This is a genomic window from Stenotrophomonas sp. ASS1 (genome assembly GCF_004346925.1).
Classification (GTDB): domain Bacteria; phylum Pseudomonadota; class Gammaproteobacteria; order Xanthomonadales; family Xanthomonadaceae; genus Stenotrophomonas; species Stenotrophomonas maltophilia_A.
Window position 1 is genome coordinate 144,004 of the sequence record NZ_CP031167.1, and the last position, 17,690, is coordinate 161,693.

Genomic DNA, 17,690 nt, shown 5'->3' on the forward strand with positions numbered 1-17,690 from the left:
CGGTGGTGACGCCGGATGATGTTCCGGCGGCCGCATCATGCCGGTGAAAGCTGCCTCACCATGTCGGCGATGATCACGTGGACCAGTGTTCTCAGGAAATGCACTTCGCCTTCCAGGGTTGGGCCGATGTCGAAACGGGTCAACCATTGCTGGTTTTCCTGCAGCACCAGCGCGTAAAGCGCCTGGGCTTCGCTCGTGATGCGGTCGATCTGATGGCGCAGCTGCCGGGTGGCAGCCGGCCTTCCCAGGCCCAGCGCTTCACCGGCAGAAACCAGATGCTCGAAACGAAGGTCGTGGAAGCGCGCGACACCGAGAATGGGCCACGACAGTTCCGAGCGTTCTGGCCAACGTGCGCCCTCGTCGGCATACGCGCGGGTCTCGTAACATGCGGTGGACAGCAGGTCGTAGTGGGGGGCCAGTTCGATGCCCCTGCTGTCGACCAGGAAGCTCAGGTTCTTCAGGTGCGCATCGTTGTTGCCGGTGAGTGCATTGAAGATCAACCAGTCGAACAGGCGGACGCGCGTCTTGAGCTTGCTTCTGCATTGCTCGACGATGACCTTCAGGGTGTCGATGCTGCCGAGCGTGTACTTGAACTGCCGGTCGAGGTTGAGCAGCTGGCAGGCGTCGATGGCATGACGGCGATGGATGGCATCGGCGGTGATTTCGCGATCAAAGCGCTCGATGATGAAGACCGGCTCCGGTACGTAGCGGCGCTCGATCTTCGGCACCTGCAGCCCCATGCGCTGTGCAAGGCGCATCACGAACCACTCGTTGGCCACGCTGTGGGGATAACTGCTGCTGGTGCTGTCAGGCTTGAGGATGTGGGTCGAGGGCTCGGCGCCCAGAGGTTGGTAGAGTTCTCCCCCTGTCTCGATGATTGCCAGCTTGTGCTGGGCACCTGCCAGTGACATGCGCTTGGCGGCACCCGCCGCAAGCGACGTGCGTGGCAGGCCTTGGATACGCGTGGAGAGTTCCGCATCGGGCAGTGGTTTTCTGCCGCCGGGTGGCAGGCGCTGGCCTGGAGGCAGCAGCGTCAACGAGCCTGCCGATTCCGCGCCATAGGCGGCCAGCAATGCGAACGCGTCCGCGCCATCCACCCTGGCATCGGTTGCCATCAGCGTGCGTTGCTGCTCTTCCGGCAGCAGATTGTCGAAGTACCACTGCACGGGGCGTTGGCTGGAGCCATCGAGGATGGCGGTGTCTTGCAGTGGCAACGCAGGCGCCAGTGGAAACCGATGTGCGCTGCCGAGCCACTCCGGCGCATAGGTGAAGCGCCACAGGTTTGCTGCTTCGGTCAGGCGGCCCACCGGCGCTTCGTCGATGCTGACCTGCAGTTCGCGTGGTGGAAGCGGATAGTGCAGTCCAGACAGGACGGTCGTTGTAATGACGTCCTTGAGATCGATACGGGGGGCGCTCATGGCACCTTCCAGTTGGCACGTTTGGCCAGCAGGGCCATCGCTTCGTCCGGCACGTCGATTTCGACATGCAGCCCCAGCTCGTCAAGCACGGTGAACAACTTGCCCCATTGCACCGTGGTACCGCCGCGTTCGACCTTGGCCAGGAAATTCTCGCTGACCCCGATGCCTTCGGCGGTTGCATCCTGGCGCAGTCCCTGATGCTTGCGGGCGGCTCTCACCAGTGGTCCCAAGGCCTCAGCCTTCTCAAGCCTGATCTTCAATGGGAACTCCCCCAGCAGAGCCTGACGCTCTGGATTCGACCCATCGTCTATACCATAGAATCCTCACTGCAGTGAGGATTCTTCGCGCAAAACCCAGGATTCCTTAGAATCCTTTCGATCTTGAGGATTTTTTCGCAAAAGAGCTGGATGCAAGAAAATCCTCATTGAAATAAGGATTTGTCTGCAAAGGCGTCCAGCCTGCAAAAAATCCTCATGAACTCAAGGATTTTTTGACGCCGTGAGAGCGCGATGCCTCATCCGGTCCATATGGGCAGCGCCACGAGGGTGGGACGTCCGCGATGAGTGGGGTCCAGGTGGGGCCTGCCAGGAGCGTGCCCGGGAACCTCTGCCTGCAGCGCAGGCTCGCATCGTCAACAGGCCTGGCCGCACCCCGGCCATAACCAGCCATGGCCGCAGGCAAAGCGTCTGTTACTTGCTCGCGCGCCGCGCGCCCTTCTCGTCTTCGTCCTTTGCATCGCCCCGGCTCTGCGCGAACTCCGGGAACGTCTTCGCGATCGAATCCTTGTCCGGAAGGATGTAGAACACGCCGCCCTTCTCGAACGTGGATTGCACGATCTGCTCGTAGAACGCAGGCGTGACGTTGATGCAGCCGTGCGTAACGCGGTTGTCGTCCGGCGAAGGTGATGCCAGCCGTTCGGCGCGCTTCTCTTTCGGAGTGCCTGGCGGCAGCGGGTGCATCGAAACGGCGGAATCGTAGTCCACCCACAGCACGCGACCGGCATCGTCGGAGGGGCCATAGCCACCAATGAAACGGCCCGCCGGGGTAGTGCGGTCATGGCCTGGAATCGCACTCAGCGCGAGCTTGGCAACGCCGGGTGCGGAGTGATCGCCGATGGCCGAACCGAACAGCGCCGGTGCGGCACCGCGCAGCTTGCCGTCTCCACCGAAGACCAGTACCTGCGCAGCCGCCTTGTCCATGATCGCGAACGGATAACCCTGGTTGTCCTTGCTGGCGACTACCCAGCCGGCCAGTTCGATCACCGTCTCGGACACGCTCTGGTCAGCGGGCAGTTCATCGACTGCGGCGACCGGGGGTGCAGGTGCGTCCTTGTCCCTGGCGTTGGCTACGCCGCTGCACGCAACGGCCAGTGCCATGGCCAGTGCGGCATGGAGGGCGCGGCGCGCAGGGGAGGAGGAGGTACGAATGGGACGGCTCCTTGCAGTGCAATCTTGGTGGAAGGATGCCAGTGGCCGGCGAAGGCCACTGGTTCCCGATACAGAGGTGGATCAGTTCAAACGGTGAGGGAGCGATCAGCCGCGCGGCTTGCGGCCCGCTGGTGCCCTTTCAAGCTGCTGCACGCGACCTTCGATCTGGTCCAGACGCTGGTTGGCCTGCTGCGCCGACTGGTTGGCGGACTCGGCACTCTGGGCGGCGCCCTGCACCTTTACATCGAGCTGATCGAGACGCGAGTTGATCGTTGCAAACTCGTTCTTGTAAGAGGCGCAAGCGCCAAGGCTCACGGTGGCGATGAGCGCCACGCTGAGTGCACGGGCCATCTTCATGTGTTGCGAGGTCAGTTTCATTCCACTCCCTCCTTCGTCTGGGGAAGCTGGAATATAGCGGCGTTTGTTCCCGGCGCTACCAAGCGCTTTCAGCTGGAATTTGAGTACGTGGATGGGCTGTGAAGGCCTGTAAATCAACGAACCTTAACAAGCGGGATCAAGCGAGCTGATCTGCACCGGCGTATCGCCTTGTGCCTGTTCAATATCACCCATTCACCTGCATGAAGCCGGCATCACGGCATGTGCGTCTGTGTGCTTTCGCCTGCTCCGCACGCAGGCTGCCATCCACTTGCTTCCAGCAGCGCTGCAGCGTTTCCAGGCTGGACATCCAGCAGTTCGGCGATGGCGTTGGGCGTGTCGGGCGCGCGCGCAACATAGGCGTGGGCAATGCGGTAGCCGATCCAGTAGCCGAGATCTCCGCGGCGCGTATCGTCGCCGGGGCCGTTGTACAGCCACCTCGAAAGATCGGTACCCATGCTGTCCTGCAGGAACGCGCGCTCCAGCGCACACTCGCGACCCTGCGCCCAACGCTGCAGATGCGCGTTGGCCGGTTGCCCGGAGATCCGTTCGGCCACGTATTCGGCGCCGCCTTCCAGCAGCGTCTGATAGAGCAGGGTGGGCTGCTCGACATCAACGCGCGCGCCGGGCTGTTGCACGTGCACGTACTCATGGGCGATCAGGTGCACGAAGCGGTCGCTTGCATCGGCCTGCATCCAGTCCGCATTGCACAGCGCTTCCAGTCCAATGATCACACCTGCTTCGGTGGTAACGCCACCACTGTTGCCGCGGCCCACCAGTACGGTGACCGGAGGAAAGCGCGCAGATGGCAACAGGGCGCCGAGCTGATCGACGGCAGCGGCGACGCGCGTGCGGATCGATGGCAATGCGGCCGCGCAGGTTCTCGCTTTCGCAAACAATGCCGACTTGTCCTGGATGGCCCTGGCCAGCCGCTCCATCGAGCCGATACGGCTGTCGGTGAAGCTGCGCAGGGCATCCGTACCCGCATCCAGATAGCCGTGCTGCAGATCATCGGCGCTTGGGCGCCCATGGTTGGCGTCCAGCACCTTGAAGAAGCGCGTGACATCGTCTGTCTGTACGACGATGTGCCCGGCAGGACCGACACGCTCAGCCGCCTGTGCCTGCAGCAGCGCGATCGGCGAGGCGATCAGGATCAGTGCCCGCATCAAGCATCGAGCGTGATGCGCGTAAGAAGCCGACAGCAATGCCATGCGGAGTTCCCTGAACGCCAGCCTTATTTATACACCAGTCAGTTCAATATTCAGGGTTGATTAGACCCCCTAACGGATAATTCACACCTGTCGACCGCCTCCTCTCTCTCCCCCTCCCGGGAGGCGGTCGACGAAACCAAAATAATTAAAGGTGTGTCCCGATGAACAAGAATTCGCTGCTTGCCCTGGGTCTTCTGGCTGCTCTGCCGTTCGCTGCATCGGCAACCGATGGCCTGTCGTACAACTACGTTGAAGGCGGCTACGTGAACACCGATGCCAAGGGCGGCGACGCCGATGGCTGGAAGGTGAAGGGTTCCGTTGCGGTGCACCCGAACTTCCACGTCTTTGGCGACTACAGCGCCCAGGAAACCGACAAGTTCAAGAATGACGTCGACCAGTGGCGCCTGGGTGTCGGCTACAACTACGGCATCGCACCGAACACCGACCTGGTGGCCCGTGTTGCGTACCAGAAGTACGACGAGAAGCGCGGCCTGGACTTCAACGGCTACTCCACCGAAGTGGGCGTGCGCACCGCGTTCAACCCGTACGTGGAAGGCTACGTGATGGCCGGCTACGAAGATTTCAGCAAGAAGCACGGCATCAACCCGGACGGCGAGTTCTATGGCCGTGTCGGCGCCACCGCCAAGTTCAACCAGAACTGGGGCCTGAGTGGCGAAGTGAAGCTGGCCAAGGCCGGCGACCGCGAGTGGTTCGTGGGCCCGCGCTTCACCTGGTAACAAACGCCTGTCGTTAGTGCGTGTTGTGCTGGCGTGTGACTCTCTCTCTCTCCCACACGCCAACCGAAGCCCGGCCTCGCGCCGGGCTTCACTTTTATGGGCCCCGTGGCGCCACAATGCGGCATGGGCGACCCTTCCTCCCTCGCAGGTACTGGCATGGCCTACCAGGAGCATCTGGCGCCTGCGCCGCTGCGTGGCCACTTCGGCCAGCTGTGGCAGAGCCAGCTCCCTGCCGATGCCGATGGGCACATCACCGTATTGCCCGATGGCTGCGTGGATATCCTCTGGCGCGACGGCGCGCTGTTCGTGGTCGGCCCGGACCGCGTGGCCGCGCACCCAGCGCTGGCACCCGGTGCGCAGGTGCTGGGCGCACGCTTCCGTCCCGGCCAGGCATTGGCCGCGCTCGGCCTGCCCTTGGCCGGGATCATCGGCCAGGCCGTGCCACTGGCCGACCTGAAGGGCACGTGGGCGAAGAAAGCTGCGGCTTCCATCGGTGACACCGTGCCTGCGCAGCGCCTGCAGCGGATGGCGTACTGCCTGCAGCAGCATATGGGCGCGGCCGCACTCGACACCCCGGCGCAGCGTGCACATGTCCTGTTCCAGGCGCTCGCCGGGGGTCACGCCACGCTGGATACGCTGGCGGCGCACTTGGGCCTGAGCCCGCGCAGCCTGCGGCGTTTCAGCCAGTCGCAGTTCGGCTACGGCGCCAAGACGCTGGAGCGCATCCTGCGCCTGCAACGCTTTCTTCGCCATAGCCGCGCGCTGCCGCAGCACTCGTTGGCGATGCTGGCCGGTGATGCCGGCTATGCCGACCAGGCCCACCTCAGCCGTGAGGCGCGCGAGCTTGCCAGCATGACCGCACGGCAGCTGCGCCTGGAATGGGGCCGATGATGGCCGTTTTGTTCAAGACCGCCGTGCCGCGCTGATCGAAGCTGGGGCTCCCACCCAGGAGTTACGCCATGAGCCACGCCGCACCCCGCGATGCCGAGCGCCGCATCGACAACATCGAATTCAACGTCGCCGACATCGCCCGCAGCAAACGCTTCTACGGCGAGGTATTCGGGTGGTGCTTCACGGACTACGGCCCGGCCTACACCGAGTTCGACGACGGCCGCCTGAAAGGCGGCTTCGTGTCCGACACATCGGTACGTGCGCAGGGCGGCTCACTGGTGATTCTCTACTGCGCGGACCTTGCGGATGCACAGCAGCGCGTGGTCGCCGCCGGTGGCGAGGTGGTGCAGGCGGTGTTCGCCTTCCCCGGTGGCCGTCGCTTCCACTTCCGCGATCTGGATGGCTACGAGCTGGCGGTCTGGAGTGATATGGATTGAGGTCTTCGTACCTTCGCCGGTGGACGGAACGAGAACCGCTCCGTCCCCGGTCAGGCGGTTCCGCTATGATCGCCCGCACATCGCCACGCGCGATGCGCCCGCCTCAAGCCAGCAGGAACCGCCGTGAACTCCCAGCCCGCACCGATCACCGCCCTCAACCACACGCTCGACAACGAGCCGCAGCAGATCACCGCGCCGCTCACCCATTCGGCGGCGTTCCTGGTGCTGAAAGTGAAGGATGACGAGGCGTCGATCGCCAAGGCGCGCGAGGTGCTGGCCAGCACCGACGACCTGATCAAGAACACCGCCATCCGCGAGATCGAGCGCACCTTCACCTGCAACGTGGCCATTGGCCACCGCGTGTGGCAGCCGTTGGTGGGCACCACGCCGCCGCGTGAACTGAAGCCGTTCCGCGAGATCAAGGGCGCGACTCACACCGCGGTGTCCACGCCGGGTGACCTGCTGTACCACATCCGTGCGCGCACCATGGACCTGATCGTGGCATTCGAGCGCAACCTGCTGATGGCGTTCGGCGATGCGGTGGAAACGGTCGATGATGTGGCCGGCTTCCGTTATTTCGATGGCCGTGACCTGCTCGACTTCGTCGACGGCACCGCCAATCCGGAAGGGCTGTCGCTGCCGGAAGCCACCATCGTGGGCGATGAAGACCCGGCGCATGCCGGTGGCAGCTACGTGGTGGTGCAGAAGTACCTGCACAACCTCGATGCCTGGCGTGCGCAGAAGACCGAGGCACAGGAAGCGATCATCGGCCGCACCAAGCACGACAACATCGAGCTGGACGATGCACCGGCCGATGCGCAGAAATCGCACAAGACGCTGTGCACCATCGAGGATGCCGACGGCGAGCACGAGATCCTGCGTGACAACATGCCCTTCGCCAACCCGGGGCGCGGCGAGTACGGCACCTACTTCATCGGCTACACGCGCCGCCTGTGGGTGATCGAGAAGATGCTCGAGCGCATGTTCATCGGCAATCCTGCGCCGCTGCATGACCGCATCCTCGACTTCTCCACCGCCACCACCGGCGTGACCTTCTTCGCGCCCTCGCGCAAGGTGCTGGCCGACCTCGGCGATTGATCGCGCCGGGCAGTGCCGACCGCCATCTGCCTGTCATCTAACGCGCCGACCATCAGCCGTTGGATGAGAGCGCAGGGGCGGGCGATGGCGATGGCAAGGAACACAACCGGTGCACGCCGCTGGTGGCGGCCGTTGGCCGCGCTGTTCGGTGCGCTGGCACTGGGGAGCGCCGCGGTGTCCGCGCAGGAGGCTCCCGCACACTGGATGGCCTATGCCGCCGCCGTGGGCGGCCAGTTGCAGCAGCGCCTGCAGCAGGAGCAGAACCCGCAGGCGCAGCGCGTGCTGGAATGGCTGCAGGCACACCCTGATGCACCGACGCCGTTGCCGGTGAGCGTGTGGATCGCTGCGGATGGCCGCATCTCGAAACTCGAATTCGACAGTTTGGGCGACGCCCAGGTCGACGCCGACCTGCGCGCGACATTGCAGTCCGCGCCGTTGCAGGCCGCGCCACCAGCCGACATGCGTCAGCCGCTGCGGCTGGGCCTGCTGCTTACCCAGTAGATCCACGCCATGCGTGGATGCGCCTGGTAGATGCCGGCCTTGGTCGGCAGGTGTGCGCCAACCAAGGTTGGCGACTACCGGTAAGCCCCAAGCCACGCATGGCGTGGCGCTATTGATCTTGCGGGTGCAGTAGATCCACGCCCTGCGTGGATGTGTTGGGTAGATGCCGACCTTGGTCGGCAGGCGTGCGCCAACCAAGGTTGGCGACTACCGGTAGCCCCAAGCCACGCATGGCGTGGCGCTACTGATCTTGCGGGTGCAGTAGATCCACGCCCTGCGTGGATGTGTTGGGTAGATGCCGACCTTGGTCGGCAGGTGTGCGCCAACCAAGGTTGGCGACTACCGGTAAGCCCCGGCCACGCATGGCGTGGCTCTACTGATCTTGCGGGTGCAGTAGATCCACGCCCTGCGTGGATGTGTTGGGTAGATGCCGACCTTGGTCGGCAGGCGTGCGCCAACCAAGGTTGGCGACTACCGGTAGCCCAAGCCACGCATGGCGTGGCTCTACTGATCTTGCGGGTGCAGTAGATTCAGGCCCTGCGTGGATGTGTTGGGTAGATGCCGACCTTGGTCGGCAGGTGTGCGCCAACCAAGGTTGGCGACTACCGGTAAACCCAAGCCACGCACGGCGTGGCTCTACTGATCTTGCGGGTGCAGTAGATCCACGCCCTGCGTGGATGTGTTGGGTAGATGCCGACCTTGGTCGGCAGGCGTGTGCCAACCAAGGTTGGCGACTACCGGTAAACCCCGGCCACGCACGGCGTGGCTCTACTGCGTTGCCACCTGCGGTTCACGCGCGGCTGCGCTCCATGCGCGCAGCCCGAACACGGCCAGGCCGAGGAAGAACACGTACAGCGCTGCGGTCACGTGCAGCGACTTGAACAGGTAGGCACCCACGTACACCACGTCCACCGCGATCCACACCCACCAGCAGGCCACGTGGCGGCGCGCCTGCCACCACTGGCCGACCAGGCTCAGCGCGGTCAGCATCGCGTCCAGCCAGGGCAGTGCGGCATCGGTGAAGGTGTGCATGGCCGCACCCAGTGCCACGCCGCCGCACAGGCCGATGGCCAGGTCGCGCAGCAGCTTGCCGCGCGCCAGTGGCACGATGCGGACGCTGCCCTCGTCGGCGGCGTGCTGCCGCCAGTTGAGCCAGCCGTAGACCAGGAAGCCACCGAAGGCGACCTGCAGCAGGGTGTCCGAGTACAGCTTGGCCTCGGCGAAGACCAGCCCGTACAGCGTCACCGACAGCAGGCCGACCGGCCACGCCACCAGCCGGCGCTTGGCCATCAGCCAGACGCCGAGGATGCTGCACAGCGCGGCGGTCCACTCGAGCATGACGCCGCTCACAGCGCGAACGTCACCGACAGGCGGGCCTGTCGCGGTGCGCCGGGGAACAGGTAGTAGTCACCGCCGCTGCTGCCGGTGTCGCGCCAGTAGAAGCGGTTGAACACGTTGTCCACCGACAGGTTCCAGGTCACCGCACGTTCGTGCAGGCGATGCTGGAAGCGCAGGCCGGCATCGAACACCGAGTAGTCCGGTGCGCGCACACCACCATCGGCGCGGGCGACGTTGGCGCCTGCATAGCGCCAGCCACCGGTCACATCCAGGCCCTGCACGAACGGCAGCGCGTAGGCCACGTGCACGCTGGCGCGCACCTTCGGCACGTTCACCAGCTGATGGCCTTCATAGGCCGGCGTGCCGGTGTCGCGCGCTCGTGCCTGCAGCATGCTGGCGCTGGCCACGATCTGCAGCGCATCGGTCAGCTGGCCGTTGGCGGTCAGCTCCAGGCCGGTGTGGGTCTGCGTGCCTTCCTCGACGAAGGTGTAGCCGACGTCGCTGTTGTCCGGCCTGGCGTACTGGTACGGCTGCGAAATGCGGAACACGGCTGCGCCCAGCGTCAGCGCCTCGACCGGCACGTACTTCACGCCCACTTCCAGCTGCCGCGACTGCACGGACGGCAGGAAGGTGTCGGCGTTGCTGGTCCAGAAGGGCGCTTCCTGGCCCAGCGAGATGCCGCGCACGTAGCTGGCATAGGCGTTGAGCTGGTCGGTAGCCTTCCACACCACGGCGGTCTGCGGCAGGAAACGCGACAGGCGGCTGTGCCGCTGCGGGGTACCACGCTTGTCGTAGGCACGCTCGTCCAGGCGCACGAAGCGGCCGCCGGCCAGCCACTGCCAGTCATCACCGAAGCTCATCCGGTCCAGCGCGAAGAACGCGGTCTGGCGGCTGTCCAGGCGTCGTGCGGACGGCTCTGGCATCTTCGGCGACGGCGCGAACACCGGCACCTGTGCGTCGTGGATGTTGCTGGTGCCGACGTACTCGTTGACGCTCGGGCGCTTGTCTACCGTGCGGCGGAAGTAGTCGGCACCGATGGTCAACTCATGGCCGACGCTGCCGGTCTCGAAGCGGCCACGCAGCTCGGCACGGGCCTGCTGGTTGCGGCGGGTGTCGTCCGGGCTGCGGTAGTCGTACACGTCGTAGTCGCCATTGGGCGCGAAGTAGTTGCCTGGCACGCTGCCATCGGCGCATTGCGTGGCGTAGTAGCAGCCGTAGGCGAAGGCGACGTTGTCATCGATCACCGAGCGGCTGTGGCCGACCGAGACGCGCGACTGCCAGGCATCGTTGAAGTCGTAGGTGTGCAACGCGGTGATGTTGGTGCTGGCGATATCCACCGGGCGCTGCCACGGCTGGTAGCCGAGCAGGAATTCGCGATCCACGCCGTGCGGCAGCTCACGCGCGCCCAGCAGCTGGTAGCCGGACACCGAACGCTGCGAGCTGGTCTGGTAGTTGGCATCCACTTCCAGCTTGCCGCGTTCGCCAATCAGCCAGTCGGCGGCCAGCGAGTAGAAGTTGCGACGGCCATCGGCGTGCTCGACGTAGGAATTGCTGGAATCCCATGCGGCATTCAGGCGCAGGCCGAAACGCGGGGTGATCCAGTGGCCGACATCGACGGCGACGTAGCGCGAGCCTTCCGAGTCGGTACCGAGCGTGGCGGTGCGCACTTCGGCCGGGCGCTTGCCGATGTAGTTGATGATCCCGCCGGGCGCCATCACACCCGCGGCCAGGCCGGCTTCACCCTTGAGGATCTCAACCGACTGCACGTTCTCCAGCGCCAGGCGCTGTTCGCCGGCGATGGACAGGCCGTTGAAGCGGTAGCCGGTGGCGGCATCCAGCGCAAAGCCGCGGATGGCGACGTTCTGGTAGTAGCCCACCGGCGCATACGCATCACCCAGCGAGGCATCGTTGCTGGCCAGCTCGGACAGCGAACGCACCTGGCGGCGGTCGAGATAGTCGCGCTCGAGCACGTTCACCGAGGCCGGGGTGTCCTTCCAGGACCCACCACCGAAGGCGTTCACGCGTGAGGTATCGGCCTTCGGTTTGCCGGCCTGCACGCGTACCGCCGCCAGTTCGGTGGGCGAGCGCTCGGCGCCGGTGGCAGCCGCATCGGGGGACGCCTCGGCCTCGCTGGCGTGCAGCGGCAGCGCGGCGCAGAGGGCGAGGGAGAGCAGAGTGGGGCGCAGGCAGCGGTTCATTCGGTTCGTCTTCGGACAACAAGGGAGACGAAGCGACGGCGCGCAGGTGCACCGGCCCATGACGGGGGTGTGGCTGCGGCTCAAAGCTCCCTACGCCGGTGCAAACCGGATCAGGTTCCAAGGGACTCTCTCAGCCTGGCAGATCCAGGCACCCCCGCTTCAGGTGACCATTTCACTACAAATGGTACGGATTTGCGAGCCGGTGCCCTTCAGGCTGCCGCGTGCAACGCCTGCAGCAGTGCCTGTCCCGGCGCGCTGTGGAACCACGCCGGATGCCCCAGCATGAACGGCTGCCACGCCACATCCGCGTTTGCGGTGGAGCCAGTGATGCCTTCGAAGTACTCCACTTCGGACAGTGCGAAGTCGAAATGGACCATCGGCAGCAGGTCGGCCAGCAGCTGCACGCGTGCCGCCGACAGCGGCAGCACCTCGCGGTAGCCGTCGAGCAACGCCAGTGCGATGTCGATGCGCACCGCCTCCATGCCGCGCTCCAGTTCCAGCCACGCCACTGCGTTGCGCTCGATCGCGGTGGCGAGGTCAAACAGTGCGCTGGTGGGCGAAGCCAGGCCGAAATCCAGCACGGTGCTGACCTGCCCGTCGCGCCACAGCAGGTTGGAGACATGCCAGTCGTTGTGCGCCCACAGCCGTGGCTCGTCGCGCAGGCGCTCGGCCAGGCCCGTGTGCCAAGGCAGCACGTCGCGCTGCAGCTGTGCTTCCCACGGAATGCGCGCGAGATAGCGGGCCAGCCCCGGTCGTGTGGGCAGTTCGGCTTTGATCGCGGCGATGGGATCGTCGGCGCGGATCAGATCGTCGCGCGCGACCAGCAGATGGGTACTGCGCTGTGGCGCGTGATAGCTGGCGGCGGCACGGTGCAACCGGGCCAGCATGCGGCCGGCTTCGCGGGCCTGCGCGACATCGGTCAGCAACGACCACGACACGGCATCGCGGTACAGGTCCTCGCCCACGCCCACGGCATGCAGCTCGAAGGTCCATTCGCCGTGCTCGACTGCGGTGTGGCCATCGGCTGCCGCAAGCAACTGCACCACCGGTACGCCGGCGGCAGCGAGATGGGCGATGAAGTGGTGTTCTTCTTCCAGGCAGGCCGCACTGCGCACACTGTGGTGGTGGCGCTTGATGAACACCGCGCCGCCCCTGCCATTGACGATGGCAGCGGCCGAGAGTGGCCGCGGGCTGTGCCAGTGCGGATGGCTGTCCGCATCCAGCTGCGGAAAGCGCCGGCGCAGCCACGCGAGGTCTGCGGTGCTGATCGGCGGCCAGTCGGCAGCGACCTCGTCGTTGTTGAGGCCCTGCACCCGGTGGAAAGAAGAAGTCATGCCGCAGCCCCAGTGGGGAAAATCACATCCAAGGCTGCGCATTCAACGCCATGGCCGCCCGCAACGCAAACGGGCGGGTCATCGACCCACCCGTCCGTGCATCGGCATGGGGGATGCCGCGCTGCTTACCAGCCGCGATGGCGACCGCGGTCGTGGTAGTAGCGGTTGTCGTAGTAGCGCTCGCGCTGCCAGCGACCGTCGTCACCGCGGTCGTAGTAGCCGCTGCGGTAGTAGCCACGGTCGTAACGGCGATCGTAGCGGTCGTCGTAACGGCGATTGTCGTAGTAACGACGGTCGCGGCGGTCGGAGGTGGTCAGGTTGCCGATCGCGCCGCCAGCCACGGCACCGCCGACAGTGGCAGCGGGATCACCGTTGGAGAGCAGGTTGCCGGCCACGCCACCGACCACGGCGCCGACCAGGGTGCGCTTGTCCTTCCTCGACATCGCGCTGGCATCGCTGACCACGGCCACACCGGCCACCAGTGCCAGAGCCATCGCCAGACCGCGGAAGCTGAGTGCGGAAGTACTGAGCATGTTCGTTCTCCTGTGAGGTGCATGCCACGCTGGGCAGGGAGGGCGCGGGGCGCCCCGGCTGCCGTGATGTCCACGCTGGCGTTCCAACATTGCCGGAACATTGCCTGGTCCACCGTGCGGCTTGCGCATTCATCTAGCGGCAGGCGGCATGAAGCAAGGCTGAAAGCGGCCCCGGCCGCTCAGCTGGCAGAAAGGGAAAGGGCCACGCGAACGTGGCCCTCCCTTCTCTCCCAAGGTGCCGCGGGCTTAGACGCCCATCGCCTTCTGGGCCTGCCGGGCCTGCTCCTGCTGGGCGTCCTGCTGCTGATGCAGCACGTTCGGCGCGCCCTGCACGGCACCGCTGCTGAGCGCCAGGCTCTGCTCGCTGGCGGCACGGGTCTCCACCGCCACGCGGCTGGCGGCGGGGTCGCCGATGGTGCCCTGCACGGCGAACAGGCGCTCACCGTTCGGGCTGGGCACCACCGAGTCGATGCGCTGCAGGCCGGCGGCATGCGCCTCCTTGGTCAAAGCCGCAGCAGCGCTTTCCAGCGTGTGGCGGTCCTTGAAGGTCCCGGCCGGCAGCAGTTCCAGACCCTTGCTGGCCTGGATGAACAACGGATTGCGCGGGTGCCGCTCGTCGTTCAGCAGCGGGCGCTCGCGGGCTTCCTTGATCGCGTCCAGCGTCTTCGCACCGACGATGCCATCGGCGACCAGGCCGTTGTCCTTCTGCAGCTGGCGCACTGCCGCGTCGGTGTTGCGGCCGAAGCGGCCATCTTCGACCAGCGGCTTGCCGTCGGCGCCGACGTAGCCCAGGTGGCCCAGCTGCTCCTGCACCTTGCGCACGCCCTCGCTGTGCGCGCCCTGCTTGTACAGTTCGGCGTGCGGCGTGGCAGCGGCCTTGTGCTCGGCCGCAGGCTTGCCCTGGGTCTGCTCGTGCGACTGGGTGCGGTTTTCCAGCAGGTCGCGGGCCTTGGACAGCGGATCGGAGGCGTACAGCTTCCAGTTCGGGTGGTCCTTCACCTGCTTGAGGTAGTCCTCGACCGGCATGGTGTGCACGCCCTTGCTGCCGGTGGACTGGCTGATCAGCAGCTTGTCGGTGTTGGGGTCGCGCACCACCATCACGATGTGGTCGATGCCGTTCCAGTGCTCATGGCGGGTCTTGGCCGTATCCAGGCCGATGATCATGCCTTCCTTCAGCGCATCGGGCTTCAGGATCGCGTCGCGGTCCAACAGCACGCCGGACTGGTCGAACGCCTTGCGCACGATCCCACCGGAACCGAGGTTGCCCAGGTCGATGCGATCAGCCTTGCTGAACACCGCGTGCCCGGCCTTCTGGTTGATCTCGTCCATGGTCCGGTTCTGCAGCGTGCCGACCCAGCCGGAACAGTCGATGTAACCCTGCTCCACGTTCTTGCCGGTCTTGCCCGGTACGTACAGTGCGTGGCCCGGAATGTTGATGGCGTACTTGACGTCGTCGTACTTCACGCCGGCCTCGTAGGCGGCCTGCAGTTCAATGCCTGGCTTCGGCGTGGCAGCCGCCGTTGCGGTTGCCGCCAGCGTGGCTGCACCCGCCGCCACGGCTGCGCTGGCCTGTGCAGGCGCTGCCGGGGTCTGGCCCTGGCCCTGCGCCACCGCCTGCGGTTCGATGTTCTTTTCCGGAATGCTGATCGCCGCGTACTTGTGGATGTAGTAGCTGGAGAACGTCCGCGCCAGGTCGCCATCGTTCATCCCGCGCATCTCGGCCAGGGTGTGGCCGGTCAGCGCCTTCGCGTCGGAGCCGATCTGGTTCAGCACGTTGCGGCGCATGTTGATCTCGTCGCCGTGGCTGTTGCGGACCACACCGAAGGTGCCGGTGGCAATGGCAGTCTGCACCGAGCCGTAGCCGGCGCTGCCCTGCTGGTGGGCCAGGTACAGGTCCAGGCCGGTGGGCGTGTTGCCCCCGGACAGGTACGGGTTGCCGGTGCGCTCGTTGCGGCGCGCCATCGAGTCCAGGTTGTCCTGGTACATCTGTGCGGCCGCTTCGGTGTTGCGGGTGGGGTCGAACTCGTGGCCGGTCAGGTGGTACTGGCGCGCGGAGCCGGGCACGAACTGGAACAGGCCCTTGGCGCCGGATGAGGTGTTGTGGGCGCGCTCGTTGAAGGTGCCGCCGGTCTCGATGTGCGCGAAGCGCATGAAGTCATCCACAGGGATGCCCTTCTGCCTGGCGACCTGCTCGACGATGTCCAGGACTTCCTTTCTGCTGTAGTCATGCTGTGCCATGACGTTTTCCTCGGGGTTGATGGAGCGGCGCGTGCCGCGAATCGCCAACCGGACTCATCCGTGAGTCAAGAACATGTCGGTCAACAGGGAACCCGCGCGTGGCGGGTGCTATCAGGGCGCGACGTACTGCTGGGTCGCGCTGTCGAAGGTGTAGTGCACGGCGTCGCCGGCACCCAGTGCGCGGGTCTTGCCGGGGCCTTCGATGGTGGTGCCCTTGAAGGTCACGGTCAGTCGCGGCAGGCCGTTGCCGTCGGCAGCGAAGGCCAGTTCGCCATCGCTGTCGGTGCAGGGCATCACGTTGCCGTCGTCGCAGGCGGCACTGTTGTCCTCACCCGTGCGCACTGAACCGACATAGCGCCAGACCTTGCTGTCCACGTCGTCTTCGCTGCGCCTGGGGTTGAACAGCAGCAGCGCATAGCCGGTGCTGCTGATGCCGCGGTCGAAGCTGCTGGTCGGCACCGCCAGCAGCAGGCGACCATCGGCCGTGCGATGTTCAAGCGGCTTGCGCCGGGTATCGACATCGTCGGCCTTGTCGTACGCGCCCAGTGCGCCGATGGTCCATTCCTGGCCACGGAACTTCCATGGCTTCCTGGCGTCGGTGCCGGCCAGCACGAAGGTGGCCTCGGCAAGGTTGGCGCGGTCATCCGGACCGGCCGGCGTCTGCTCGCCCGGCTTGCCGTAGTGCTCGCGGGTATCCCAGGAGAAACCCGTGTAGTACGTGGTGCCATCGAGAATGAAGGTGTGGCCGAACCAGAAGGTCGCCACGCTGCCGTTCTGGACCTCATAGGAGGTCGCGCCATCGCCGTCCACCTGATAGGTGAAATACATCACGGTCGGCGCGTCGGGCGGGGTGGCGGCGGCATCGGGGGTGGGGGTCTGCATCGGGGCAACATCCTGTCGGGGCGCATTGGCAGCCTGCGCAGGGGCGCCGGGCTGGGAGGACGAGGGGGCCGGATCGGCGGCGCTGCAGGCGGCAGCGGAAAGAGAGACGAGCAGGCACGCCGCGAATGCGCGCAGAGGCCGCAACGGCAGGGTCCAACATAGCTTGGGGGGATGATGCATGCGCCTCTCCATGGTCAGCGTTGCCGGGCCAGACGGCCGGCAGGAAACCGCGCCACGTCCACCAGGAACGGGAGCGAGGACATGAGCCGGTCGATTCCTTCGACCTCGCATTGAGAACTCATGACGGACCATCTTGGCACAGATCGGCGGCCGGTCAAAGAGGGCGGTGGCAGCTGCCCTTCTTGTGTGATCTGGCTCTCAGATCTTGCCGTCGCGCAGGTAATCGAACAGTTCGGCGTCGCCCTTGAGGCCCAGTTTGAGCATGGCGTCACCCTTCTGCCGGCTGATGGTGCTGACGCTCTTGTGCAGCTGCAGCGAGATTTCCTTCACGGTCATGCCGGTGCCCAGCAGCCGCAGCACCTCCACCTCGCGTGGCGACAGTGGCTTGCCGTCGCCCTCGCGCATGCGCCAGCTGCCAGCGGCCTCGACCCGCTCGCGCAGGCTGCGGCTGATGTAGGGCTGGCCCCGGTAGACCGCCTGGATGGCCTGTGGCAGTTCGTCCATCGACGAACTCTTGTCGACCAGGCCGAGCACGCCGCTGTCGAGCACCATGCGCAGGATCGCCAGGTTGTTGGAGACACTGAGCATCAGCACCGGCAGGTCGGGATGACGGCGGCGGATCATGCCGATCATGGCGAAGCCGTCGGCCTGGGGACTGCCCGGCATGGAGTAGTCGGTGACCAGCAGGTCACAGGGTTGGCTGCCGAGCAGGGCCATCAGCGCCTGCGCGCTGTCGGCTTCGCCGACCACGCGGCCCACCCCGCTCGATTCGATGACGGCACGGGTACCGATACGGACCACCGGGTGGTCGTCTGCGATGATGATGCGCAAGCTCATGCTCTAGTATGGCCACCGGGCACGCCGGACCGCGACCATCGCGGTTCCTGGCAGA

General features: G+C 65.7%; 17 protein-coding genes and 1 riboswitch. Of the genes, 5 read left to right on the forward strand and 12 right to left on the reverse strand.

What is annotated here, in order from left to right; translation table 11 throughout:
- Positions 1–35: 35 nt before the first annotated feature.
- The 5 genes from MG068_RS00640 to MG068_RS00660 all read right to left on the reverse strand — a co-directional run bounded on the left by MG068_RS00640 (position 36) and on the right by MG068_RS00660 (position 4,386).
- Positions 36–1,418, reverse strand: a complete 1,383-nt coding sequence (locus tag MG068_RS00640) for a HipA domain-containing protein (protein ID WP_132808749.1) — start codon at positions 1,416–1,418, stop codon at positions 36–38.
- The gene (locus MG068_RS00645; RefSeq protein ID WP_240792106.1) at positions 1,415–1,636 is read right to left on the reverse strand and encodes a helix-turn-helix domain-containing protein; all 222 of its coding nucleotides are present in this window, start codon (positions 1,634–1,636) and stop codon (positions 1,415–1,417) included. The genes MG068_RS00640 and MG068_RS00645 overlap by 4 nt, the downstream gene beginning before the upstream one ends.
- Positions 1,637–2,107: 471 nt before the next feature.
- A complete protein-coding gene (locus MG068_RS00650; protein WP_032130168.1) occupies positions 2,108–2,794 on the reverse strand; it encodes a L,D-transpeptidase in 687 nt (228 codons plus the stop codon).
- A 156-nt stretch (positions 2,795–2,950) separates the two neighbouring features.
- Positions 2,951–3,223, reverse strand: a complete 273-nt coding sequence (locus MG068_RS00655) for a hypothetical protein (protein WP_012509703.1) — start codon at positions 3,221–3,223, stop codon at positions 2,951–2,953.
- Between the two features lie 212 nt (positions 3,224–3,435).
- A complete protein-coding gene (locus MG068_RS00660) occupies positions 3,436–4,386 on the reverse strand; it encodes a DUF2268 domain-containing putative Zn-dependent protease (RefSeq protein WP_206138674.1) in 951 nt (316 codons plus the stop codon).
- A 206-nt stretch (positions 4,387–4,592) separates the two neighbouring features.
- Between MG068_RS00660 and MG068_RS00665 the strand changes: the two genes are divergently transcribed.
- The 5 genes from MG068_RS00665 (at position 4,593) to MG068_RS00685 (ending at position 8,095) form a co-directional block, all read left to right on the forward strand.
- Positions 4,593–5,168, forward strand: a complete 576-nt coding sequence (locus MG068_RS00665; protein ID WP_043034956.1) for an OmpO family porin — start codon at positions 4,593–4,595, stop codon at positions 5,166–5,168.
- Positions 5,169–5,291: 123 nt separating this feature from the next.
- Positions 5,292–6,059, forward strand: a complete 768-nt coding sequence (locus MG068_RS00670) for a helix-turn-helix transcriptional regulator (protein ID WP_132808755.1) — start codon at positions 5,292–5,294, stop codon at positions 6,057–6,059.
- 68 nt (positions 6,060–6,127) lie between these two features.
- Positions 6,128–6,496, forward strand: coding sequence for a VOC family protein (locus tag MG068_RS00675; RefSeq protein ID WP_132808757.1), 369 nt, complete (start codon positions 6,128–6,130; stop codon positions 6,494–6,496).
- 123 nt (positions 6,497–6,619) lie between these two features.
- The gene (locus MG068_RS00680; protein ID WP_132808759.1) at positions 6,620–7,594 is read left to right on the forward strand and encodes a Dyp-type peroxidase; all 975 of its coding nucleotides are present in this window, start codon (positions 6,620–6,622) and stop codon (positions 7,592–7,594) included.
- Positions 7,595–7,678: 84 nt separating this feature from the next.
- Positions 7,679–8,095, forward strand: a complete 417-nt coding sequence (locus MG068_RS00685) for a hypothetical protein (protein ID WP_071228800.1) — start codon at positions 7,679–7,681, stop codon at positions 8,093–8,095.
- 768 nt (positions 8,096–8,863) lie between these two features.
- On the opposite strand, the gene pnuC is transcribed toward MG068_RS00685, so the two are convergent.
- From pnuC to MG068_RS00720, 7 genes are all read right to left on the reverse strand, one after another.
- Complete coding sequence (gene pnuC, locus MG068_RS00690) at positions 8,864–9,433, reverse strand: nicotinamide riboside transporter PnuC (RefSeq protein ID WP_012509709.1); 570 nt, start codon at positions 9,431–9,433, stop codon at positions 8,864–8,866.
- Between the two features lie 8 nt (positions 9,434–9,441).
- A complete protein-coding gene (locus tag MG068_RS00695; RefSeq protein WP_132808760.1) occupies positions 9,442–11,631 on the reverse strand; it encodes a TonB-dependent siderophore receptor in 2,190 nt (729 codons plus the stop codon).
- Between the two features lie 70 nt (positions 11,632–11,701).
- Positions 11,702–11,797, reverse strand: a riboswitch (TPP riboswitch).
- 43 nt (positions 11,798–11,840) lie between these two features.
- Positions 11,841–12,965 carry a phosphotransferase enzyme family protein gene (locus MG068_RS00700; protein ID WP_132808762.1) on the reverse strand — a complete coding sequence of 375 codons (1,125 nt, stop codon included), beginning with the start codon at positions 12,963–12,965 and terminating at the stop codon, positions 11,841–11,843.
- 125 nt (positions 12,966–13,090) lie between these two features.
- Positions 13,091–13,498, reverse strand: coding sequence for a glycine zipper 2TM domain-containing protein (locus tag MG068_RS00705; protein ID WP_132808764.1), 408 nt, complete (start codon positions 13,496–13,498; stop codon positions 13,091–13,093).
- A gap of 246 nt (positions 13,499–13,744) precedes the next feature.
- Positions 13,745–15,736, reverse strand: coding sequence for a peptidoglycan-binding domain-containing protein (locus tag MG068_RS00710; RefSeq protein WP_132808766.1), 1,992 nt, complete (start codon positions 15,734–15,736; stop codon positions 13,745–13,747).
- A 111-nt stretch (positions 15,737–15,847) separates the two neighbouring features.
- Positions 15,848–16,618 carry a hypothetical protein gene (locus MG068_RS00715; RefSeq protein WP_121505031.1) on the reverse strand — a complete coding sequence of 257 codons (771 nt, stop codon included), beginning with the start codon at positions 16,616–16,618 and terminating at the stop codon, positions 15,848–15,850.
- Positions 16,619–16,996: 378 nt separating this feature from the next.
- Positions 16,997–17,635, reverse strand: coding sequence for a response regulator (locus MG068_RS00720; RefSeq protein ID WP_032130138.1), 639 nt, complete (start codon positions 17,633–17,635; stop codon positions 16,997–16,999).
- Positions 17,636–17,690 lie beyond the last annotated feature (55 nt).